This window comes from Mycobacterium sp. AMU20-3851 (genome assembly GCF_043974665.1).
In the GTDB taxonomy this organism is placed as follows: domain Bacteria; phylum Actinomycetota; class Actinomycetes; order Mycobacteriales; family Mycobacteriaceae; genus Mycobacterium.
Map to the genome: position 1 here is coordinate 3,349,178 of NZ_CP146371.1, position 21,188 is coordinate 3,370,365.

25 protein-coding genes are annotated in these 21,188 nt (G+C 68.3%); 11 read left to right on the forward strand and 14 right to left on the reverse strand.

Translation table 11 applies throughout. From position 1 onward, the window contains the following. The first annotated feature begins 109 nt into the window (after window positions 1-109). Both V4U86_RS15995 and V4U86_RS16000 read left to right on the forward strand, forming a co-directional pair. Entirely contained in the window at window positions 110-646 is a 537-nt protein-coding gene (locus V4U86_RS15995) for a DUF3000 domain-containing protein (protein WP_395312071.1), read from the forward strand. Window position 647: 1 nt separating this feature from the next. Continuing rightward, window positions 648-1,925, forward strand: a complete 1,278-nt coding sequence (locus V4U86_RS16000) for an HRDC domain-containing protein (RefSeq protein WP_395306948.1) — start codon at window positions 648-650, stop codon at window positions 1,923-1,925. Here V4U86_RS16000 and V4U86_RS16005 read toward each other — a convergent pair. From V4U86_RS16005 to V4U86_RS16030, 6 genes are all read right to left on the reverse strand, one after another. Next, the gene (locus V4U86_RS16005) at window positions 1,879-2,241 is read right to left on the reverse strand and encodes a glyoxalase superfamily protein (protein ID WP_395306949.1); all 363 of its coding nucleotides are present in this window, start codon (window positions 2,239-2,241) and stop codon (window positions 1,879-1,881) included. The genes V4U86_RS16000 and V4U86_RS16005 overlap by 47 nt on opposite strands. 5 nt (window positions 2,242-2,246) lie before the next feature. Beyond that, entirely contained in the window at window positions 2,247-4,154 is a 1,908-nt protein-coding gene (dxs, locus tag V4U86_RS16010) for a 1-deoxy-D-xylulose-5-phosphate synthase (protein ID WP_395306950.1), read from the reverse strand. Between the two features lie 27 nt (window positions 4,155-4,181). Further along, window positions 4,182-5,471, reverse strand: a complete 1,290-nt coding sequence (gene nhaA, locus V4U86_RS16015; protein WP_395306951.1) for a Na+/H+ antiporter NhaA — start codon at window positions 5,469-5,471, stop codon at window positions 4,182-4,184. A gap of 64 nt (window positions 5,472-5,535) precedes the next feature. Next, window positions 5,536-6,072, reverse strand: a complete 537-nt coding sequence (locus V4U86_RS16020; protein ID WP_395306952.1) for a hypothetical protein — start codon at window positions 6,070-6,072, stop codon at window positions 5,536-5,538. Beyond that, window positions 6,065-6,349, reverse strand: a complete 285-nt coding sequence (locus V4U86_RS16025; protein WP_395306953.1) for a helix-turn-helix transcriptional regulator — start codon at window positions 6,347-6,349, stop codon at window positions 6,065-6,067. The genes V4U86_RS16020 and V4U86_RS16025 overlap by 8 nt, the downstream gene beginning before the upstream one ends. A 62-nt stretch (window positions 6,350-6,411) precedes the next feature. Beyond that, window positions 6,412-6,708, reverse strand: a complete 297-nt coding sequence (locus V4U86_RS16030; protein ID WP_395306954.1) for a hypothetical protein — start codon at window positions 6,706-6,708, stop codon at window positions 6,412-6,414. Between the two features lie 63 nt (window positions 6,709-6,771). On the opposite strand from V4U86_RS16030, the gene V4U86_RS16035 reads away from it, so the two are divergent. Both V4U86_RS16035 and V4U86_RS16040 read left to right on the forward strand, forming a co-directional pair. Then, entirely contained in the window at window positions 6,772-7,317 is a 546-nt protein-coding gene (locus V4U86_RS16035; protein ID WP_395306955.1) for a TetR/AcrR family transcriptional regulator, read from the forward strand. Window positions 7,318-7,363: 46 nt separating this feature from the next. After that, window positions 7,364-8,629: an HNH endonuclease gene (locus tag V4U86_RS16040; protein ID WP_395306956.1), complete on the forward strand. Its 1,266-nt coding sequence runs from the start codon at window positions 7,364-7,366 to the stop codon at window positions 8,627-8,629. On the opposite strand, the gene V4U86_RS16045 is transcribed toward V4U86_RS16040, so the two are convergent. Together V4U86_RS16045 and V4U86_RS16050 are read right to left on the reverse strand one after the other, a co-directional pair. Continuing rightward, window positions 8,630-9,823 (reverse strand): class I SAM-dependent RNA methyltransferase, encoded by a 1,194-nt coding sequence (locus tag V4U86_RS16045; protein WP_395312072.1) that lies wholly within the window; start codon window positions 9,821-9,823, stop codon window positions 8,630-8,632. After that, window positions 9,811-11,811, reverse strand: a complete 2,001-nt coding sequence (locus V4U86_RS16050) for an APC family permease (protein WP_395306957.1) — start codon at window positions 11,809-11,811, stop codon at window positions 9,811-9,813. Before V4U86_RS16050 ends, V4U86_RS16045 begins: the two co-directional genes overlap by 13 nt. A gap of 109 nt (window positions 11,812-11,920) precedes the next feature. On the opposite strand from V4U86_RS16050, the gene V4U86_RS16055 reads away from it, so the two are divergent. Both V4U86_RS16055 and V4U86_RS16060 read left to right on the forward strand, forming a co-directional pair. Next, window positions 11,921-12,592 carry a potassium channel family protein gene (locus V4U86_RS16055; RefSeq protein ID WP_395306958.1) on the forward strand — a complete coding sequence of 224 codons (672 nt, stop codon included), beginning with the start codon at window positions 11,921-11,923 and terminating at the stop codon, window positions 12,590-12,592. Beyond that, the gene (locus V4U86_RS16060; protein WP_395306959.1) at window positions 12,592-13,257 is read left to right on the forward strand and encodes a potassium channel family protein; all 666 of its coding nucleotides are present in this window, start codon (window positions 12,592-12,594) and stop codon (window positions 13,255-13,257) included. Before V4U86_RS16055 ends, V4U86_RS16060 begins: the two co-directional genes overlap by 1 nt. Here the strand turns inward: V4U86_RS16060 and V4U86_RS16065 are convergent. Together V4U86_RS16065 and V4U86_RS16070 are read right to left on the reverse strand one after the other, a co-directional pair. Beyond that, window positions 13,254-13,910 carry a DUF3159 domain-containing protein gene (locus V4U86_RS16065; RefSeq protein ID WP_395306960.1) on the reverse strand — a complete coding sequence of 219 codons (657 nt, stop codon included), beginning with the start codon at window positions 13,908-13,910 and terminating at the stop codon, window positions 13,254-13,256. The genes V4U86_RS16060 and V4U86_RS16065 overlap by 4 nt on opposite strands. Next, window positions 13,907-14,278: an OB-fold nucleic acid binding domain-containing protein gene (locus tag V4U86_RS16070; RefSeq protein WP_395306961.1), complete on the reverse strand. Its 372-nt coding sequence runs from the start codon at window positions 14,276-14,278 to the stop codon at window positions 13,907-13,909. Before V4U86_RS16070 ends, V4U86_RS16065 begins: the two co-directional genes overlap by 4 nt. A 120-nt stretch (window positions 14,279-14,398) precedes the next feature. Here V4U86_RS16070 and V4U86_RS16075 point away from each other — a divergent pair, with 120 nt between their 5' ends. Next, entirely contained in the window at window positions 14,399-15,100 is a 702-nt protein-coding gene (locus V4U86_RS16075; protein WP_395306962.1) for a serine aminopeptidase domain-containing protein, read from the forward strand. On the opposite strand, the gene V4U86_RS16080 is transcribed toward V4U86_RS16075, so the two are convergent. Together V4U86_RS16080 and dut are read right to left on the reverse strand one after the other, a co-directional pair. Next, complete coding sequence (locus tag V4U86_RS16080) at window positions 15,097-15,819, reverse strand: DUF3710 domain-containing protein (RefSeq protein ID WP_395312073.1); 723 nt, start codon at window positions 15,817-15,819, stop codon at window positions 15,097-15,099. The genes V4U86_RS16075 and V4U86_RS16080 overlap by 4 nt on opposite strands. 9 nt (window positions 15,820-15,828) lie before the next feature. Further along, the gene (gene dut, locus V4U86_RS16085; RefSeq protein WP_395306963.1) at window positions 15,829-16,293 is read right to left on the reverse strand and encodes a dUTP diphosphatase; all 465 of its coding nucleotides are present in this window, start codon (window positions 16,291-16,293) and stop codon (window positions 15,829-15,831) included. Between the two features lie 25 nt (window positions 16,294-16,318). On the opposite strand from dut, the gene V4U86_RS16090 reads away from it, so the two are divergent. Continuing rightward, entirely contained in the window at window positions 16,319-16,816 is a 498-nt protein-coding gene (locus tag V4U86_RS16090) for a DUF3093 domain-containing protein (protein ID WP_395306964.1), read from the forward strand. A gap of 9 nt (window positions 16,817-16,825) precedes the next feature. Here the strand turns inward: V4U86_RS16090 and V4U86_RS16095 are convergent, their stop codons facing one another. Continuing rightward, the gene (locus V4U86_RS16095) at window positions 16,826-17,128 is read right to left on the reverse strand and encodes a DUF4193 domain-containing protein (RefSeq protein ID WP_087032037.1); all 303 of its coding nucleotides are present in this window, start codon (window positions 17,126-17,128) and stop codon (window positions 16,826-16,828) included. A gap of 173 nt (window positions 17,129-17,301) precedes the next feature. On the opposite strand from V4U86_RS16095, the gene cei reads away from it, so the two are divergent. After that, entirely contained in the window at window positions 17,302-17,961 is a 660-nt protein-coding gene (gene cei / locus V4U86_RS16100) for an envelope integrity protein Cei (RefSeq protein WP_395306965.1), read from the forward strand. A gap of 1 nt (window position 17,962) precedes the next feature. Here cei and V4U86_RS16105 read toward each other — a convergent pair whose 3' ends face one another. Next, window positions 17,963-18,784 (reverse strand): inositol monophosphatase family protein, encoded by an 822-nt coding sequence (locus V4U86_RS16105; RefSeq protein WP_395306966.1) that lies wholly within the window; start codon window positions 18,782-18,784, stop codon window positions 17,963-17,965. A gap of 54 nt (window positions 18,785-18,838) precedes the next feature. On the opposite strand from V4U86_RS16105, the gene ppgK reads away from it, so the two are divergent. Then, entirely contained in the window at window positions 18,839-19,618 is a 780-nt protein-coding gene (ppgK, locus tag V4U86_RS16110) for a polyphosphate--glucose phosphotransferase (protein WP_395312074.1), read from the forward strand. A 137-nt stretch (window positions 19,619-19,755) separates the two neighbouring features. Then, entirely contained in the window at window positions 19,756-21,186 is a 1,431-nt protein-coding gene (locus V4U86_RS16115) for an RNA polymerase sigma factor (RefSeq protein ID WP_395312075.1), read from the forward strand. Window positions 21,187-21,188 lie beyond the last annotated feature (2 nt).

Consider the following 21,188-nt stretch of genomic DNA (forward strand, 5'->3'; position numbering starts at 1 on the left):
CATGTGTCCGATGATCGGCGCGCCTGCGCACGGCTGAGACGAGTTGGGGCTACCGTCCAGATTTGTGACGTCCGCCGAACCGGCTCAGTTCCGCACTGCGGTTGCTGCCATGAATGCCGCCACCGTTCGGCCGGAGATCGAGCTGGGGCCGATCCGTCCGCCGCAGCGGCTGGCGCCCTTCAGCTATGCGCTGGGCGCCGAAGTCCGCCACCCGGACGCCGCCGTCGTGCCGGAGCGGTCCGAGGGCGATGCATTCGGCCGGTTGATTCTGCTGCACGATCCCGAGGGCGCCGAGGCCTGGGACGGAACCATGCGCCTGGTCGCCTACATCCAAGCCGACCTTGACTCCAGTGAGGCCGTCGATCCCCTGCTGCCGGAGGTGGCATGGAGTTGGTTGCAGGACGCACTGGAACAGCACGGGGACGCCGTCACCGCGCTGGGCGGCACCGTCACCGCGACCACCTCGGTGCGCTACGGCGACATCTCCGGCCCGCCACGGGCCCATCAGCTGGAGCTGCGGGCGTCGTGGACGGCGACCGACCTGGAATTGGGTCCGCACGTCCAGGCGTTCTGCGAGGTACTCGAGCATGCGGCCGGACTGCCGCCCACCGGGGTAACCACGCTGGGTTCCCGCACCCGCGCCTGACATGACCGAACCCGAAGACTCCGGGGCCGCACCCGAACCGGAAGCGACTCCCCTGCTGGCCCCTGCCGACGGTGTGCCGCCGGTCGCCCTCTATCCCAGCGATATCGCCCGGGCCGCCGAGCTGTTGGCCGGCGGGTCCGGACCGTTCGCGATCGACGCCGAACGCGCCTCGGGGTTCCGCTACTCCAACCGTGCCTATCTGGTCCAGATCCGCCGGACCGGTGCCGGGACGGTGCTGATCGATCCGGTGAACCACGGTGGTGACGCGCTGAAGGTGATGGCGCCGCTGGCCGAGGTGCTGAGCACCGACGAGTGGGTGCTGCATGCCGCCGACCAGGATCTGCCCTGCCTGGCCGAGCTGGGGATGATCCCGCCGCGCCTGTATGACACCGAACTCGGCGCCCGGCTGGCCGGATTCGACCGGGTGAATCTCGCCGAGATGGTGCGCCGGCTGTTGGGGCTGGGCCTGGTCAAGGGCCACGGTGCCGCCGACTGGTCCAAACGTCCGCTGCCGGCCGACTGGCTGAACTACGCCGCGCTCGATGTCGAGGTGCTGCTGGAACTGCGGGAGGCGCTCGCCGCCGTCCTCGACGAGCAGGGCAAAACGGATTGGGCGGCACAGGAATTCGAGTTCCTTCGCACCTCCGAGCCGACGGTCACCCGCCGCGACAAGTGGCGGCGCACCTCGGGTATCCACAAGGTTCGCGATCCCCGGGCGCTGGCCGCGGTGCGCGAGCTGTGGACCACCCGGGACCAGATCGCCCAGCGCCGCGATATCGCCCCCGGCCGGATCCTTCCGGACGCCGCGATCATCAACGCCGCCACCGCCGATCCCGACACGGTCGAAAAGCTCACCGCGCTACCGGTGTTCGGCGGCAGCAGGCAGCGGCGCACCGCTGCGGTCTGGCTGGACGCGTTGGCCCGGGCGCGGCAGGATCCGAATCCGCCGTCGGGTTCGGAACCATTGAACGGCCCGCCTCCCCCGGCCCGCTGGTCGCGACGCAAGCCGGAGGCCGCCGAACGGCTGGAGGCCGTCCGCACCGCGTTGTCGGCGTTGTCCGAACGGGTTTCGGTGCCCACCGAGAATCTGCTGACCCCCGACACCGTGCGCCGGTTGTGCTGGGATTGGAAGCCGGTGCCCGATGTGCGTGCGGCGGTCGACGATTTCCTGGCGGCTGCCAAGGCGCGGCCCTGGCAGCGCGAGCTCACCGTGCCGGTGCTGACGGAGGCACTCAGTCCGGCTGAGCAAACCGAAGGTGATTCCCCGACGGATCGATGACCGTCATGCATCGGCCGCCCGGACCGTCGTCCTCGATACCGGGACTGGAGTACCCGTGCTGCCGCGCGGTCAGCTCGGCGTGCAGCGCGTCGACGTCGTCGACCGGAATCCACAGCACCGTGTTCGGGCTGCCGTCGCCGTAGTGCTCCGACAGGTGGATCGTCGCCTCCGACCGACTCACCTGTACGTAGAGCGGAAACCCCGGCTCGAACCGGTGCTCCCAGTCCTTACCGAAACCGAGGTAGCCGCAATAGAAGTCGAGCGTGCGCGCGACGTCGAACATCCGCAGAACAGGTATCGGCGGACTGATTCGCATCGCAGTTAGTCGACCGGGTGGCCGACCTGGTCACCCACGGAACTCAACGCCGACACCCAACCGGTGATCTGCCGGGAGATGTGTCGGTCGGTCAATCCGACCTCGGTGAGCACCTCACCGCGCGAGGCGTAGGTCTGGAACTCCTGCGGCACACCCACATCGCGGCACGGCACATCGATCTCGGCGGCGCGTAGCGCGGCCGACACCGTGGATCCGATGCCGCCGTGCACACCGTTGTCCTCCAGGGTGACGACGAGCTTGTGCGCGGATGCCAGCGCGTGCAGAGCCTCGGGCACCGGCAGCACCCAGCGCGGGTCGACGACCGTCACGCCGATGCCGTGCTGTTGCAGGCGTTGTGCGACGGCGAGCCCCATCTGGGCGAACGATCCCACCGCGATCAGCAGGACGTCCTCGGTGGCCTCGGGCCCGGGCTTGGCCAGGATGTCCACCCCGTCGCGACGTTCGATCGCCGGAATGTCCTCGCCGACAGCGCCCTTGGGGAACCGGATGGCGGTCGGACCGTCCTTGACCTCCAGCGCCTCGCCCAACTCCTCCCGCAGCCGGGCGGCGTCGCGCGGGGCGGCGACGCGCATACCGGGCACGACGCCGAGGATCGAGAGGTCCCAGACACCGTGATGGCTGGCACCGTCCGGCCCGGTGATGCCGGCCCGGTCGAGCACGATCGTCACCGGCAGTTGGTGCAGGGCGACGTCCATCATCATCTGGTCGAAGGCACGGTTGAGGAACGTCGAGTAGATGGCGACGACGGGGTGCATGCCGCCCATCGCCAGGCCGGCCGCCGACGTCATCGCGTGCTGCTCGGCGATGCCGACATCGAAGAGCCGGTCCGGGAACTGCTGACCGAACGCCGCCAGGCCGGTCGGGCCCGGCATCGCCGCGGTGATCGCGACGATGTCGCGGCGGCGCCGGGCGATCTTGATCAGCTCGTCGGAGAAGGTGCCGGTCCAACCGGGTGCCGACTCCGAGGTCGCCAGACCGGTGAGCGGGTCGATGACGCCGCAGGCGTGCATCTGTTCGGCCTCGTCGGCTTCGGCGGGCGCGTAGCCCATGCCCTTGCGGGTGACGACGTGCACGATCACCGGGGCGTTGAAGCCGCGGGCGTGCCGCAGCGCGGTCTCGACGGCATGCTCATCGTGACCGTCGATCGGGCCGACGTACTTCAGGCCCAGATCGGTGAACATGGCCTGCGGCTGCAGGGCGTCCTTGAGACCGGCCTTCACGCTGTGCATGCACTGGTAGCAGATCTCGCCGATGACCGGCACCCCGCGCACCACATCGCGGCCCTTTTCCAGGAACTTCTCGTACCCCGGCTGGAGCTGCAGCGCCGCCAGGTGATCGGCCAGCCCGCCGATGGTGGGCGCGTAACTGCGGCCGTTGTCGTTGACCACGATGACGACCGGCCGGTTCGAGCCGGCGATGTTGTTGAGGGCCTCCCAGCACATGCCGCCGGTGAGTGCGCCGTCACCGACGACGGCGACCACGTGCCGGTTGCGGTGGCCGGACAGTTCGAAGGCCTTGGCCAGGCCGTCGGCGTAGGACAGCGCGGTGCTGGCATGGCTGGATTCGACCCAGTCGTGCTCACTCTCGGCGCGCGCCGGGTAGCCCGACAGGCCGTCCTTCATGCGCAGCTGGTCGAAATCCGCGGCGCGTCCGGTCAGGATCTTGTGCACGTAGGACTGATGCCCGGTGTCGAAGATGATCGGATCGTGCGGCGAGTCGAAGACCCGGTGCAGCGCCAGGGTCAGTTCGACCACGCCGAGATTCGGGCCCAGATGTCCCCCGGTTGCAGCGACCTTGTGAATGAGGAATTCACGGATTTCACCGGCCAGCTCTTCGAGCTGTGACTGGGACAGGTGCTGCAGATCTGCGGGACCGCGGATCTGTTTAAGCATCCCGATAGTTTACCCACGTAACACCCATCAGTCCTGTCGAGCCTGGTAGATGTCGGGCACTCCGTCGTGATCTTGATCGGCAGTCTCGGTCTCGTGGATTCGGCGGTATGCGACGTTCCTGGTGGCCAACAGCACCGAGGCCAGGGTTGCGGCCAGCACCGAACCGGTCAGCACGCCGACTTTGACGAACTCCTCACGGGACGCGTCGGCATAGGCGAGGTCGCCGATCAACAGTGACACGGTGAATCCGATACCCGCGAGCATCGAGACACCCAGCACGTCTATCCACCGCAACGAGGAGTCCAGTTCGGCGCGGGTCACCTTCGACAGCGTCCAGGTGGTGAGGAAGATCCCCACCGGTTTGCCCAGTACCAACCCGAGCACGATGCCCAGGGTGATCGGGTCGCTCAGGGCGCCGGCCAGCCCGCCGAAGCCGCCCAGGCTGACCCCGGCGGCGAAGAACGCGAACACCGGGATCGCGATGCCCGCCGAGATGGGGCGGGACCGGTGCTCGAAGTATTCGGCCATCCCGGCATCGACTTCGCGGGCCTTCTTGTGGACCGGCACCATGAACCCGAGCAACACACCGGCCACCGTCGCGTGTACCCCGGACTCGTGCATCAGCACCCAGGTGGCGATCGACAGCGGAATCAGGATCCACCAGGCCTGTACCCCGCGCTGTACGCATACGGCGAAGATGAGCAGCGGGATCAGGGCCAGTGCCAGCGCGGCGATGTTGAGGGTGTCTGTGTAGAAGATCGCGATGACGGTGATGGCCAGCAGATCGTCCATCACCGCCAGGGTGAGCAGGAACATCCGCAGGGCGGACGGCAGATGCGTGGATATCACCGCGAGCACGGCCACCGCGAACGCGATATCGGTGGCTGTCGGGATGGCCCAGCCGTGCACGGCGCCCTCGCCCTGGCGGGCGGCCACCGCCACGAAGATCAGCGCGGGGACCACCATGCCGCCGACCGCGGCGGCGATCGGTAGCGCTGCCCGGCCCGGGTCACGCAGGTCACCGGCGACGAACTCGCGCTTGAGTTCCAGGCCGACCACGAAGAAGAACACCGCGAGCAGGCCGTCGGAGGCCCAGTGCCCGATGCTCAGGCTCAGGTGCAGACCGAACGGTTCGCCGCCGATCGTGAAATCCCGCAACGCGAAGTAACTGTCCGCCCACGGCGAGTTGGCCCAGACGATTGCCGCGGCCGCGGCGATCAGCAGGATGACACCGCCGACGGTCTCCTTGCGGAGGATCTCGGTGACCCTGCGGGTCTCGGGCCAGGAGCCCAGTGAAAGTAGACGGGGTCGGTTCATCGGGCTCCTCTGGTCAGCGTTCGGCAGTCGCCGACCAGACTTCCCGGCACACCGGGTCGTAATTTTAGTGCACGTCGGGTTCGGGGTCGGGGCGAGTCCAGCCCAGGATCATCGCGGGTGAGCACCCACCGATCGACAGAACCGTCAGCGCCATCAGACCACCCGCGTAGGCCATGGCGGTATCGGTACCGCCGGTGATCACAGCGCCGAAGATCAGGTAGCAGACCGGGATCATCATCAGGTTCTGAGTGATCGTCAATCCGATGGACCTCGCACTGTTGCGCTGAGCGATCTCGAATTCGTCGAGTGCTCCCCTCGGGGCGTCACCGCGGCGACTGGAGACGATCTGCAACGCGATCCAGCCCGGAAAGAACACGGCGCAGGCCGGCAGCCACAGCAGTGGCGCCCACTGAACTCCGAAAGCACAGAGCACGCTGACGCCGAACATGAACGCGAAGGTGACGAGCAGCGTGATGACGAGCAGGCGCCGCCGACGCTGTGTGCGCCAGTGCGGCAGCAAGTTCGCCCATACCTGTTCTTGCTTCAGGAACCTTCTGGTGCGGAAATCCTGATACCGCTCGATCAGATCTGTCTCAGCCATCGGCACTGCCCCCTTCGGATCGTCGGTAGACCTGGACGGACAGCGGTGTGAACTCGGTCCGCGAGAACACAGCCTCGACGGGAAGGTCGAAGACGTCACAAATACGGAACGCCAGATCGAGACTCGGGTAGTGATCGCCCCGCTCCAGCGCTCCGACGGTCTGCGGGTTCACGTCGATCAGTGCCGCCAGGTCGGCCCGGCTCATCCCCCGCTCCGCCCGTAACACCGGGATGCGGTTAAGGATCGGGCGGGAGTTATCCCGCCTAACCGGACTCATATAACCGATTGTTGGGAAAACCCAACGATCTGTCAACCGTTCCTACGCCGCGCGGCGCATCCTCACGACGTCGGCGGGTTCACCGGCCGCACTGTCAGCCGCTTTGCGGTAGGTCGCCAGGTAGCTCTCGACGCTGTGCCGACCGCCGGCTTCGACCAGATGCCGCCCTTGATGCGCAGGCCGCTCCGGATCACCGCGACCCCGGCACCCAGCGCAACGACGAGCGCGATGCCGGCACCCAGAGCCAGCGACGGGCTACCGAATGCCAGCGCGGCCACGCACGCCCCCAACGCCACGAAGGCCAACAGGATCAGCACATAACCGAGGTACACAACGGCGCCACCGGACATCTTCTTCATCCTCGAACCCCTTTCACATATCGCTACGCTACGCAAAGCGTAGCGCTACGTACACTGTAGCCCATGACAGCGGCAGCGAACGTCAACGACCGCATCGCCGACACCGCCCTGCAACTCCTACGCACCGGCGGACCCAGTGCAGTCACCGTGCAGGCAGTGCAAGCACACTCCGGCATTGCGAAGACGACCATCTACCGTCGCTACAGCGATCGGCGCGACGTGCTGCGCGCGGCGTTGTCCCGGTTGATGGCGGCAAGCCCTGCGCCACCGCGCACACAAGCGTCCGAGCGCCTGCACTGGGTGGTTCGACAGGCCGTCGCCGCAGTCGGCGACGGGATCGGATTCGGCGGATTCGCTTCCCTGCTGACCGAGGCGGACCCGGAGTTCAATGCGCTGTTCCGGGAGGTGCTCGGATCACAGCGGGCCGCACTGGTGACGGTGATCGAAGAGATGCAGAGCGACTCCGACGTTCGACCCGACCTCGATCCCGACACCCTCATCGACGCCCTCGTCGGCGCCTACATCGCCGAACGCGCCCGGACCGGAAAGTCTCGCCAGGACTGGGAAGCGAGGCTTTTTGCGATGCTCTGGTCGGCTGTGCAGATCTGAGACTTCACCCTTTCCAGCGAAGCCGAATCGGTGTAGTGTCGAACATATGTTCGAACAGTCGACTACCGACGATCTGCAGGCCCGGGAAGCGGCGCTGCGGGATCGCATCGCCGACCTGGAACGACAGAAATCGGCCGCCGCCGCCGAGCAGGCCCGCAGCACCGCCGAATGGGACGCCATCCGCCGCCAGCTCGAGGGGCGGGTCGGGATACCGGCCAAGAAGCGCGGCCGCGGCATGGCCGCCGAAGTCGCTCTGGCACGCCGAGATTCGCCCACCCACGGCGATCGGCACCTGGGTTTCGCCAAGGCCCTGGTCAACGAGATGCCCTGCACCCTGGCCGCGCTGGAAGCCGGCGTGCTGTCGGAATGGCGCGCCACCATCATCGTCCGCGAATCGGCCTGCCTGACCGTCGAGGATCGTCGGCGATTCGATCATCGGATGTGCGGCGATCCGGCCGCACTCGACGGTCTGGGCAACAAGCGCATCACCGCAAAGGCCAAAGAGATCGCCTACGAACTGGATCCGCAGGCCATCGTGGACCGCGCGGCCAAGGCGCCCGCAGACCGCAACGTCTCCACTCGGCCCGCACCCGACAACATGGTCTATGTGACCGCACTGATGCCATTGGCGCAGGGCGTCTCGGTCTACGCCAGCCTCAAACGCGAGGCCGATATCAACCCCGACGGGCGGTCGCGCGGGCAGACAATGTCCGACACCATGTACGAGCGCGTCACCGGCCGCTCCGCCGCTGAGCCGGTGCCGATCACGGTGAATGTGGTGCTCCCCGAGGAGGCCCTACTCGGGCAGAGCGACGCAGCCGCAGCAATCCAGGACCACGGACCGATCCCGGCTGCAGTGGCGCGCCAGATGATCACCGATGCGATCGACGAGCAGGGCCGGGTCGAGTTACGCAGGCTCTACGCCGCCCCGGACAGCGGGGCGCTGGTAGCGATGGAGTCTCGGGCCCGGGCCTTCCCCGCCGGGTTGGCCCAGTTCATCCGGCTACGCGATCAGACCTGCCGGGCGCCGTACTGCGACGCCCCGATCCGCCACATCGACCACGCCGAGCCGCACACCCACCACGGCCCGACCAACGCACTGAACGGCAGTGGCCGCTGCGAACGCTGCAATTACGTGAAGGAACAGCCGGGCTGGAAAGTCCGCGCTCTGTTCGACCCCGGCGGACGCCACGTCGCCGAACACACCACACCCACCGGAGCGACCTACCGCTCCATCGCGCCACCGATCGCCGGTGGGCTGCGCATCCTGACCCGGGACATCCACGTGGTCACGATCCACCGTGCGGCCTGATTAGCGCGTGAGCACAGCCACGCATTCGACGTGATGGGTGAGCGGGAAGGAATCGAACACCCGCAGTTGCTCCACGGTGTAGCCCTGCCGCAGGTACTCCCCCACATCCCGGGCGAATGAGGCTGCCTCGCAACCGATATGGATGATTCGGGGGATCCCGGCCAGCTGCTCGATGATCTCCCGGCCGGCGCCCGCGCGCGGCGGGTCCAGCACCGCGACGTCCGGGCGGTCCGGCTGGTCCGCGATGGCCCGGCGCACCGACTCCGTGACCACCGACACCTGCGGCAGGTCAGCGAGCGCCGCACGGGCGGCACGCGCGGCACCTCGGGAGGTGTCGACGGTGAGCACACGGCCCGACTCGCCGACGCCGTCGGCCAGCACGGCCGCGAAGACCCCGGCACCGCCGTAGAGATCCCATGCCGTCATTCCCGGCTGCAGACCCGCGGCCTCGGCCACCAGGTCGCTGTACACCTGCGGTGCGTCCCGGTGCGCCTGCCAGAAGGCCGTCACCGGGATGCGCCACTGCCGACCGCCGATGCGCTGTACCGCCTCGTACTCGCCCTCGGCGACCTGGGTCGTGGCCTTCTTGCGCCCGTTGCGCGGGCCGGCCTGCACCACATGACGACGTCCCTCGTCGTCGAGGGCCACATGCAGCTGCGCCCCCGGCGGCCAGCGGGATCCGTCCAGACCCTCGAGCATCCCCACCGGCAGCTGCGCGCAGTTCAGGTCCTCGGCCAGCTCCGCACTGTGGTAGCGGTGAAACCCCGCGCGCCCGGCATGGGACACGTCCAGGCGCACCCGGGTGCGCCAGCCCGTCGGGCCGGCCCCACCGACTTCCTCGGCCACACCTGACCACTCGTGGCCGCCGAGTCGGCCCAACTGGTTGGCCACCACCTCGCCCTTGATCCGGCGGGCGGCCGCAGGGTCCGCGAACGCCAGATCGCAGCACCCCGCCCCATCGCGTCCGGCGATGTCGCACAGCGAGTCGATGCGGTCCGGTGACGGTTCGATCACCTCGACAACGTCTGCGTGCCAATAAGATCCGCGCTCGGAAACCACCTGCACCCGCACCACCTCACCGGGCAGCGCATAGCGGACGAACACCACCCGCCCGTCGTGGCGTGCCACGCAACTACCGCCGTTGGCGGCCGGCCCGGTGGTGAGAGTCAGGTCCGATCCGGTCAATCCAGAAATCCTCTTCGTGCATCGCCGGGCGCGGACTGCGGCTGCAGTGTCTTGAGCCGCTCCGACGAGTTGAGCTGCCAGGGTACCGAAGTCACCATCACGTTCGGCTCGAAGAGCAGCCTGCCCTTCAGCCGCAGCGCGCTCTGATTGTGCAGCACCTGCTCCCACCAGTGCCCGACCACGTACTCGGGGATGAAGACGGTGACCACCGTGCGCGGGGACTCCTTGGTGACCCGTTTGACGTAATCCAGTACCGGCCGGGTGATCTCGCGGTACGGCGAGGCGATGACCTTCAGCGGCGTGCTGACGTCGCTCTCCTCCCAGGTGTGCACGAGCTCCCGGGTCTCGGCGTCGTCGACGCTGACGGTGATGGCCTCCAGTACGTCCGGCCGGGTGGCCCGGGCGTAGGCCAGCGCGCGGCGGGTCGGCAGGTGCAGCTTGGACACCAGCACCACCGCGTGGTTGCGGCTGGGCAGCACGATGTCCTCCAGGTCGGCTTCCTGCTCGTCGAGTTCGCGCGCCACCGTGTCGTAGTGCCTGCGGATCAGCTTCATGATCACGAACAGCGCGGCCATCGCCAGGATCGCGATCCACGCCCCGGCCACGAACTTGGTGACCACCACCACCAGCAGGACGGTGCCGGTGCACACACAGCCGACGGCGTTGATCACCCGGGATCGGTGCATGTTGCGTCGCGCGACGGGATCGGTCTCGATCCGCAAGAACCGCGTCCAGTGCCGGACCATGCCGATCTGGCTGAGCGTGAACGATACGAACACCCCGACGATGTAGAGCTGGATCAGATGGGTGACCTCGGCCTGGAAGGCGACCACGAACGCGATGGCCGCGAACGCCAGGAACAGGATGCCGTTGGAGAACGCCAGCCGATCACCGCGGGTGTGCAACTGACGGGGCAGGAAGCGGTCCTGCGCCAGAATCGATCCCAGCACCGGGAACCCGTTGAACGCGGTGTTGGCCGCCAGCACCAGGATCAGCGCCGTGACACCGGCGATGAGGTAGAGGCCGAGCGGGAAATCGTGGAACACCGCATCGGCAAGCTGGGCGATCAGCGTCTTCTGGTGGTAGTCCGCCGGCGCCCCCACCAGTTGCTCATGCGGGCGCTCGGCGATCTGCACGCCGGTTTCCTTGGCCAGCATGATGATTCCGATGAACAACGTGGTGGCGATCACACCGAGCATCAGCAGGGTGGTCGCCGCGTTGCGGGACTTCGGCTTCTTGAATGCCGGCACCCCGTTACTGATGGCCTCCACGCCGGTCAGCGCCGCGCACCCGGAGGAGAACGCGCGCGCCACCAGGAAGATCATGGCGATCGCCGCCACGTCCTCGTGCTCGTTCTCCGCGCGCATCTCGAACGCGGCGGACTCCGCCTGCAGCGGAACACCGAGCACATGGATCTGGAACAGACCCCAGCCCAGCATGACCGTGACCCCGAACATGAACAGGTAGGTCGGGATGGCGAACGCCGTGCCCGACTCCCGGATACCGCGCAGGTTCAGCGATGCCAGCAGCAGGATCGCGGCCACCGCGAACAGCACCTTGTGCTGGTTGATGAACGGTATGGCCGAACCGATGTTCGCCATCGCCGAGGACATCGAGACCGCGACCGTGAGCACATAGTCGACCAGCAGCGCGCTGGCCACCGTCAGCCCGGCGGTACCGCCGAGATTGGTGGTGACGACCTCGTAATCCCCGCCGCCGGACGGGTAGGCGTGCACGTTCTGCCGGTAGCTGGCGATCACGATCATCATCACCGCGGCCACCGCCAGGCCGATCCACGGCGCGAACGAGTAGGACGCCAGACCGGCTACCGACAGGACCAGGAAGATCTCCTCGGGCGCGTAGGCGACCGAGGACAGGGCGTCGGAGGCGAACACCGGCAAGGCGATCCGCTTCGGCAGCAGGGTGTGCGACAACGTATCGCTGCGAAACGGTCTCCCCAGGACCAGCCGCCGGGCGGCGGTCGAAAGCTTTGACACGAGTGCCAACACTAGGCCCGAAGCGGGGTGGCTGTAGCGTTCCGGGTGCGCTGGTGCAACGGCGTGTTCGATGTAACGGTATTCCTGGACAGGCCAGAGAGGACCGACAGTGCGGGTAGTGGTGATGGGGTGCGGCCGCGTCGGCGCGTCGCTGGCCGACGGACTGGCCAGGATCGGCCATGAGGTGGCCGTCATAGACCGGGAGTCCACCGCGTTCAACCGGCTCTCCCCCGAGTTCCCCGGTGAACGGGTCCTCGGCATGGGCTTCGACCGGGATGTGCTGCTGCGCGCCGGGATCCAAGAAGCCGGCGCGTTCGCCGCGGTGTCCTCGGGCGACAACTCGAACATCATCTCCGCCCGGGTGGCGCGGGAAACCTTCGGTGTCGAACGAGTGGTCGCGCGCATCTACGACGCAAAACGCGCCGCCGTCTACGAACGCCTCGGCATCCCGACCGTCGCCACCGTGCCTTGGACCACCGACCGGCTGCTCAACGTGCTCACCCGGGAATCCGAGACCACCAAGTGGCGAGACCCGTCCGGCAACGTCGGGGTCGCCGAACTGCCGCTGCACGAGGGCTGGGCCGGGCACCCCGTGACCGAACTGGAGGCCGCCACCGGCGGCCGGGTGGCGTTCATCCTGCGGCTGGGCTCCGGGCTGTTGCCGGACACCAAGACCATCATCCAGGCAGGCGACCAGGTTTTCATCGCCGCCATCGCCGGGCACATCGCCGAAGCCCTGGCCATCTCCGCCCTGCCCCCGAGCGAGGACAACGAGCGCTGATGAAAGTCGCCATCGCCGGAGCGGGTGCCGTAGGCCGTTCCATCGCCCGCGAGCTCGTCTCGAGCCATGAGGTCACCCTGCTCGAACGGGATCCCGAACATATCGACGTGGACGCCATCCCGGCGGCGCACTGGCGCCTCGGCGACGCCTGCGAGCTGTCCCTGCTGGAATCGGTGAAGCTTGAGGAGTTCGACGTGGTGATCGCCGCGACCGGCGACGACAAGGCCAACGTGGTGCTCAGCCTGCTGGCCAAGACCGAGTTCGCGGTGCCACGGGTGGTGGCCCGGGTGAACGACCCGCGCAACGAGTGGTTGTTCGACGAGAACTGGGGCGTCGACGTCGCGGTGTCCACACCGCGCATGCTGGCCTCCCTGGTCGAGGAGGCGGTCGCGGTCGGCGATCTGGTGCGGCTGCTGAGCTTCCGCAAGGGGCAGGCCAACCTGGTCGAGATCACCCTGCCCGACGACACCCCGTGGGGCGGCAAAGCGGTCAAACGGCTCAACCTGCCCCGGGACGCCTCGCTGGTGACCATCCTGCGCGGGCAACGGGTGATCGTCCCCGAGGGGGACGAACCACTGGAGGGCGGCGACGAACTGGTCTTCGTGGCCACCGCCGAGTCCGAGGACGAACTGCGCGAACTGCTGCTCCGCGCGCAGCAGCGCTAAGCCGCGGTCTGGGCGCGCAGCGCCTTCTGCGCGGCGCGGATGGCGAAGTACGTGATGACCGCGGCCACCCCGGTCAGCGGCCAGCCCATCGCGATCCGGGCGACGCCGAGCAGACCGGTCTCATCGGCGTCGTACAGGTGGTGCTGCACCACGAAGCGGGACGAGAACACCGCCACCCACGTCAGGGTGGCGATGTCGAAGGCCAGCACGGCGCGGCGCACCTGCCGCCAGCCCCGGTCGTGGTTGTTGACCCAGCCCCAGATGTAGCCGACCACGGGCCGGCGGATCAGCACCGAGAGCGCGAACACCGCCGCCCAGACCAGCGACGACCAGATGCCCAGCAGGAAATACCCCTTGGACTCACCGACCAGGTAGGCGATCAGCGCGCTGATGCCGACACCCATGAACCCGGACACCGCGGGCTGTAGCGATTCCCGGCGGATCAGCCGCCACACCAGGACCAGCGCAGCGGTGCCGAGGGCGGCGTAGATGGCGGGCATGAGGCCCGCGTTGGTGGACACCGGCACGAAGACCAGCACCGGTAGCGAGGAGTAGATGAGACCGCTGACGCCACCCATCTGCTCCAGGACGGCCTGAGCGCCCTTCTTGGGCGGATCTTCTTCGGTCGCTGACGCTGTGTCTGGTTCCGTCACTTCTGAATCTCGTAGAGCGGGTTGTAGATCGCCTTCGCACCGCTGTCGAGCGTGCCGAGCCGACCGCGCACCCGCAGGGTGCGTCCGGACTCGATCCCCGGGATACGCCGCTGCCCCAGCCACACCAGCATGACCGCATCGGTGCCGTCGAACAGTTCGGCGCGCACACCACCGGCGCAGCCCTTACCGTTGCATTCGACGCTGCGCAGGGTGCCGACCATGGTGACTTCCTGGCCGCGTCGGCAGTCGATCGCCTTCTGCGCGCCGGTCGCAGCGGCCTCGTCGCTGAGTTCCTCGACGTCGAGTTGTTCGGGATCTTCCGTCAGCCGACGAGTGAGCCGGCGCAGATACCCTTCGGCCGTAGCCATACCTCTCCCTGCTGTGAATCCGCGGTGGATGCACTATCTGACCAACGCCACCGTAGACCTGTTGGTTCCTCTTCGCCACGTCGCGCGCGGGTGGCGCGCCGGGGGTGTCACCATCGTGTGATGGCGGTCAACTTACGTGGCGTGACAACGGTTCTGCTGGCCGGTACCGGATCCGATGACGACTACGTCTACCGGGCATTTTCCGGCGCCTTGCACGATGCCGGTGCGACGGTGGTCACACCTGCACCGGATCCGAGCCGACTGGTCGCGGGATACCTCGCGGCGCTCGACGAGGCCGCGCGCGGCGCCGGGCCGATCGTGGCCGGCGGGGTGTCCATCGGAGCTGCGGTGGCGGCGTCCTGGGCGTTGGCCCATCCCAGCCGGGTCACCGGCCTGTTGATCGCGCTGCCCGCCTGGTCCGGAGAGCCCGGTGACGCCCCGGCGGCGCTGACGGCCCGTCACTCGGCCCAGCAGCTCCGCGCCAACGGGCTGTCGGAGACCGTCTCGGCGATGCAGGCATCCAGCCCGGCATGGCTGGCCGCCGAGTTGACCCGGTCCTGGCTGGCGCAGTGGCCGGGCCTGCCCGACGCGATGGAGGAAGCCGCCGGCTATGTCGCGCCCACCGTGGCGCAGCTGACCACGCTGAGGACCCCGATGGGGGTGGTGGCCGCCGTCGACGACCCGGTCCACCCGGTGGACGTCGCGCTCGAATGGGTCGCCGCCGCTCCGCACGCGGCGCTGCGCACCGTGACGCTCGACGAGATGGGGGCCGACGAGTCGCGGCTGGGCGCCGAATGCGTCGCCGCCCTGCTGGAGACCTAGCCCCCGGTGATGGTGCTGCGCATCTGCTGCATCGCGGAGCCCTCGGCACTGCGACGCGCCGCGGGTTCCGGCGGCACCTGCCCCTGAGCCTGGGCTTGCGCTTGCGCCTGCGCCAATGCCTGCGCCTGGGCCTGCTCGGCGGCGGCACGCAGCTGGGCGGCCATCGCCTCGGGCAGCTGCACGGTCAGCGGTGTACGTACCGGAAGTGGCGTGTCGCCTCGGCGGACCACCGTGTCCTTCAACGCCTCCCGGGCCTCGGTAGCGAGCGCGTCGACGTTCTCCGGGAGTCCGTTGACCACGCAGCGGATCATCCAGCGGTACCCGTCCACGCCGATGAACCGGACGACGCCGGGCTGCTGACCCTGCGGAGCGGTCGTGCTCGCGCCGACCACCTCGCGGCCCCACTGACCGTCCTCGATCCGGACCTTGGCGCCGTCCTTGCGCAGCGAATCGGCCAGCTCGCCGGCCACCTCACGCCACAACCCGGCGGTCTTGGGAGCCGCGTAGGCCGCGATGGTGAACCGTCCGTTGGGCGTCACGATCCACACCGAGCTGGGCACGCCCTGGTCGGTCAGTTCCACCTGCACCTGGCCGGCGGCGGGCATCGGAACCAGGACCGATCCCAGATCCAGCCGGGCATGCTTCGCCGACTCCGGATCATCGAAGTCCTCGATGTCGAACGGTCCGTCGAAGTCTTCGGCTTCGTCAGTCACGTTGATCGTCCTCTTTCACAAACTCGAATGTCCGCCAGATGATCCGTGACCACCTGCGCCACGGGAGGTGTCGGCCAGTCCGGCCTCATCGAATGATGACACCTCGACCAGCTCCGGAAGCTCGACGCGCTGCACCAGCAGCTGCGCGATGCGGTCTCCGCGCCGCACCATGATCGGTTCCTCCGGGTCGAGATTGATCAGTGTCACCTTGATCTCACCACGGTAACCGGCATCGACGGTCCCCGGCGTATTGACGATCGAAAGCCCTACGCGGGTGGCCAATCCCGACCGCGGATGAATCAGCCCGACCATCCCGTGCGGAATCGCCACCGCGATCCCGGTCGGGACCAGGCTGCGGTGGCCGGGGGCCAGCTCCACATCGACTGCGCTGAACAGGTCGACACCGGCATCGCCGTCATGCGCGCGGCTGGGCATCGGGAGTTCGCGATCCAATCTCACAACCGCCAGAGAAGTAGGCACGACGGATGAGATTACTCTTGGGCACGTGTCTGACACGCGTGCTACCACCCAAACCGTGCGCTATCGCGAGCGCCTTCGGCTCCCGCTGTGGTTCTGGCTGCCCGGTCTGGGCCTGGCCGCCCTGATCGCCACCGAAGTGAACATGGGCGTCGAGGGAATGCCCGAATGGCTGCCGTTCGCGGTGCTGCTGCCCGCGGCGGCGGCCGTCCTGGTGTGGGCGGGGCGGGCGGAGATCCGGGTGGTCGCCGACGAGTCGGCCGACCCGTCCGCCAGGCCCACGGTCGAGTTGTGGGCCGGACACGCCCACCTGCCGGTGAGCGCCATCGCGCGGTCGGCGGAGGTGCCCAAATCAGCGAAGTCGGCGGCCCTGGGCCGACAACTCGACCCGGCCGCCTTCGTCTTGCACAAGGCCTGGGTGGGACCGATGGTTCTGATCGTGCTCGATGACCCCGACGACCCCACCCCGTACTGGTTGGTCAGCTGCCGACACCCCGACCGGGTGCTGGCCGCGCTGCGCAGCTGACCCCGCGGGTCACGCCGCGCAGTCGGTGCAGATCAGCTGGCCGTTCTTCTCGCTCGCCAGCCGGCTGCGGTGGTGAACCAGGAAGCAGCTCGAGCAGGTGAACTCGTCGGCCTGTTTCGGGACGACCCGAACCGACAGTTCCTCACCGGAAAGGTCGGCGCCGGGAAGCTCGAACGATTCCGCGGACTCAGATTCGTCGACGTCGACGACGGCCGACTGGGCCTCGTTGCGTCGCGCTTTGAGCTCTTCCAGCGAATCCTCGGACACATCGTCGGTCTCGGTCCGCCGTGGAGCGTCGTAGTCGGTAGCCATTTTCATCCCCTCCGGTACCGGTGCAGCACCCTTGCAGCAGTGCTTTGTACCAGCGTCGAACGCCTACACCAAATGATTCGTGCCCGGAATCGACCCAGATTGACTGTGATTTATATCACAGCGCGAAACTGCTCGTGGCGAATGGCGCGTCCACGAGCCCTTAAGGTGCAGGGGTGGTCGCTTCCATCACCGAGGGCACGGCGTTCGACAAACACGGTCGTCCGTTCCGCCGCCGCAACCATGTCCCCGCGCTGTGCCTGTTCGTGGCCCTGGCCCTGGTGACCGGCGTGGTGTGGGTCGTCGCGCTCAACCAGTCGACCGAGGTGCCGGAAGCGGTGGCGTGCAACCCGCCGCCCGCGCCCGCCCCCGACAGCACCGCCGCCCCGGCGTCGCTCGGCCAGCAGGTCGCCCCCGCCGAGATGGCCGAGGTGATGCCGGCCCGGCTCGCCGACACCAAGGTTCAGGTCCTCAACGCCAGCGGCCAGGGCGGCCAGGCCGCCGAGGTGTCCGGGGCGCTGCGCGACCTCGGCTTCGCTCAGCCCACCGCGGCCAACGACACCGTGTACGCCAACGCCCGGCTGGAATGCCAGGGCCAGATCCGGTTCGGGGAATCCGGGAAGGCCGCCGCGGCGGCGGTGTGGCTGGTCGCACCGTGCACCGAACTGTTCCTCGACGGGCGCCCCGACGACTCGGTGGACCTCGCCGTCGGCACCGAATTCACCGAGTTCAGCCGCAGCGACGACATCGACGCGATGCTGGCCGGTCTGCGGCCGGACGCCACCCAGCCGGCCGACGCGGCGCTGCTGACCAAGATCCACAGCGCCACCTGCTGAGTCAGCGGGTGTGCCGCAGGGCCGCGTCCAGCTCGGCGGCGATCCCGGGCGCGGCAGCCACCAGCGCATCGCCGGCGCTGCCGCCGCCGGCGGGCAATCGCACCACCGCACCGGCCTCGGCCGCGATCAGCGCGCCGGCGGCCCAGTCCCACACCCGCACGTCGTCCTCGAAATAGGCATCGAGGCGCCCCGCCGCGACCATGCACAGGTCCAGTGCGCAGGAACCGATGCGGCGCACATCGCGCACCGTCGGCAGCAACGCGGCCAGCACCGCCGCCTGCCGGCTGCGCTGCTCGGACTCGTAGGAGAACCCGGTGCCCACCAACGCCATCGACAGGTCGTCGATGGCATTGGCGCGCAACGTCGTTGACACGCCGTCGCGGGTCACGGTCGCACCGTGACCGAGCGCGGCCGAGTAGATCTCCCCGGTCGCGGCATTGGCCACCGCGCCGGCCACCGCGACACCGTCGATCTGCACGCCCACCGACACCGCGTAGGCCTCGATGCCGTAGACGAAGTTGACCGTTCCGTCGATCGGGTCGATCACCCAGACCGGCACCCCCGGGGCCGCGTGGGCGGAGCCGCCCTCCTCCTCCCCCAGCACCTGGTCCTCGGGGCGGTGCTCGGCCAGCAGGTCCCGCAGCAACCGCTCGGTCTCGGTGTCCACCACGGTCACCGGATCGGTCGGCGTGCTCTTGGTGCGGACCGCGTCGGTGTGCTGCGCGCCGGCACCGAACACCTCGGCCCGCCTGGTTCGCACGAAGGTTGCGGCCTGCTCGGCCAACCGGACGGCCACCGCCCGCAGGGCGACTGGTTCGTTCATGGGTACATCGCACCACAACCCACTACTGTGGTGTCGAATTCCGTTGCCCGCCGCCTGCTTAGGAGCGTTCCCGTGACCGGATCGACCAACACCGGATTCGGCGTCGACGTCGGCGGCAGCGGAATCAAGGGCGGCCTCGTCGACCTGGACACCGGCCAGCTCATCGGTGACCGCTTCAAACTTGCCACCCCGCAGCCGGCCACCCCGGCCGACGTGGCCAAGACGGTCGCCGCGGTGGTGCGCGAGTTCGGCTGGACCGGCAAGCTCGGCGTGACCTACCCCGGCGTGGTGACCGGCGGGATCGTGCGGACCGCGGCCAACGTGGACAAGGGCTGGATCGGCACCGACGCGGCACAGGTGATCAGCGCCGAACTCGACGGGCAGCCCGTGACGGTGCTCAACGACGCCGACGCGGCGGGCCTGGCCGAGGAAAAGTACGGCGCCGGCAAGGACAACACCGGGTTGATCGTGCTGCTGACCTTCGGCACCGGCATCGGGTCGGCCGTCATCCACAACGGCGTGCTGCTGCCCAACACCGAGTTCGGTCACCTGGAGGTGGGCGGCAAGGAGGCCGAGCACCGGGCCGCCTCCTCGGTCAAGGAACGCAAGGAGTGGAGCTACCAGCGCTGGACCGAAGAGGTCACCAAGGTGCTGGTGGTCATCGAGAACGCGATCTGGCCGGATCTGTTCATCGCCGGCGGCGGCATCAGCCGCAAGGCCGACCGGTGGATACCGATGCTGAAGAACCGGACCCCGGTGGTGCCCGCGGCGCTGCTCAACACCGCCGGCATCGTCGGTGCGGCGATGGCCGCCCGCGGCATCCACGTCGAGTGAAATCCCCACTCGGCGCAGCGCACCCCCACAGTGTCGTTACAATGGTCGGTGGCGGCCGCCTACCGACATAACCGGCGGATATCCCAGCAGAGATCAAACGCCAATATTCGAGACAGCCGACAACTTTTCGATGGCGCCTGCGCGCGTCGCCGATCCGCAAGACCGAGAGGGTGTACGTGGCAGCGACAAAGAGCCCGGCAACCGAAGAGCTGACCAAGCCCACCGCCGCCACCAAGACGCCCGCCAAGAAGGCGCCGGCCAAGGCTGCCGCCAAGGCGGCGCCGGCGAAGCGCGCCGCGAAGAAAGCTCCCGCCAAGAAGGCCGCCGGCTCCCGCGCCAAGAAGGACGAGTCCGCCGAAGACGTCACCCTCGGCGACGACATCGAAAGCGATGACCTCGAAGTAGAACCCGGCGACGACCTCGAAGACGTCGAGATCGACGACCTCGACACCGAAGACGACGCCGAGGAGGCCGAGGCCGAGGACGCCGAAGAGGCCGAGGAAGCCGGCGACACCAAGACCAAGGCCGCCAAGGGCGACGACGAGATCGCCGAGCCTTCGGAGAAGGACAAGGCGTCCGGAGACTTCGTCTGGGACGAAGAGGAATCCGAGGCTCTGCGGCAGGCCCGCAAGGACGCCGAGCTCACGGCGTCGGCCGACTCGGTGCGCGCCTATCTGAAGCAGATCGGCAAGGTCGCGCTGCTCAACGCCGAAGAAGAGGTCGAGCTCGCCAAGCGCATCGAGGCCGGGCTGTACGCCACCCAGCTGATGACCGAGCTGGCCGAGAAGGGCGAGAAGCTGCCCGCCGCCCAGCGCCGCGACATGCAGTGGATCTGCCGGGACGGCGACCGCGCCAAGAACCACCTGCTGGAAGCCAACCTGCGCCTCGTGGTCTCGCTGGCCAAGCGCTACACCGGCCGCGGCATGGCGTTCCTGGACCTGATCCAGGAGGGCAACCTCGGCCTGATCCGTGCCGTCGAGAAGTTCGACTACACCAAGGGTTACAAGTTCTCCACCTACGCCACCTGGTGGATCCGGCAGGCCATCACCCGCGCCATGGCCGACCAGGCCCGCACCATCCGTATCCCGGTGCACATGGTCGAGGTGATCAACAAGCTGGGCCGCATCCAGCGCGAGCTGCTGCAGGACCTGGGCCGCGAGCCCACGCCCGAAGAGCTGGCCAAGGAAATGGACATCACGCCGGAGAAGGTGCTGGAGATCCAGCAGTACGCGCGTGAGCCCATCTCGCTGGACCAGACCATCGGCGACGAGGGCGACAGCCAGCTCGGTGACTTCATCGAGGACTCCGAGGCCGTGGTGGCCGTGGATGCCGTCTCCTTCACCCTGCTGCAGGACCAGTTGCAGTCCGTGCTGGAGACCCTGTCCGAGCGTGAAGCCGGCGTGGTGCGGCTGCGTTTCGGCCTGACCGACGGCCAGCCCCGCACGCTCGACGAGATCGGCCAGGTCTACGGGGTCACCCGTGAGCGGATCCGCCAGATCGAGTCGAAGACCATGAGCAAGCTGCGCCACCCGAGCCGTTCGCAGGTCCTGCGCGACTACCTCGACTAGCG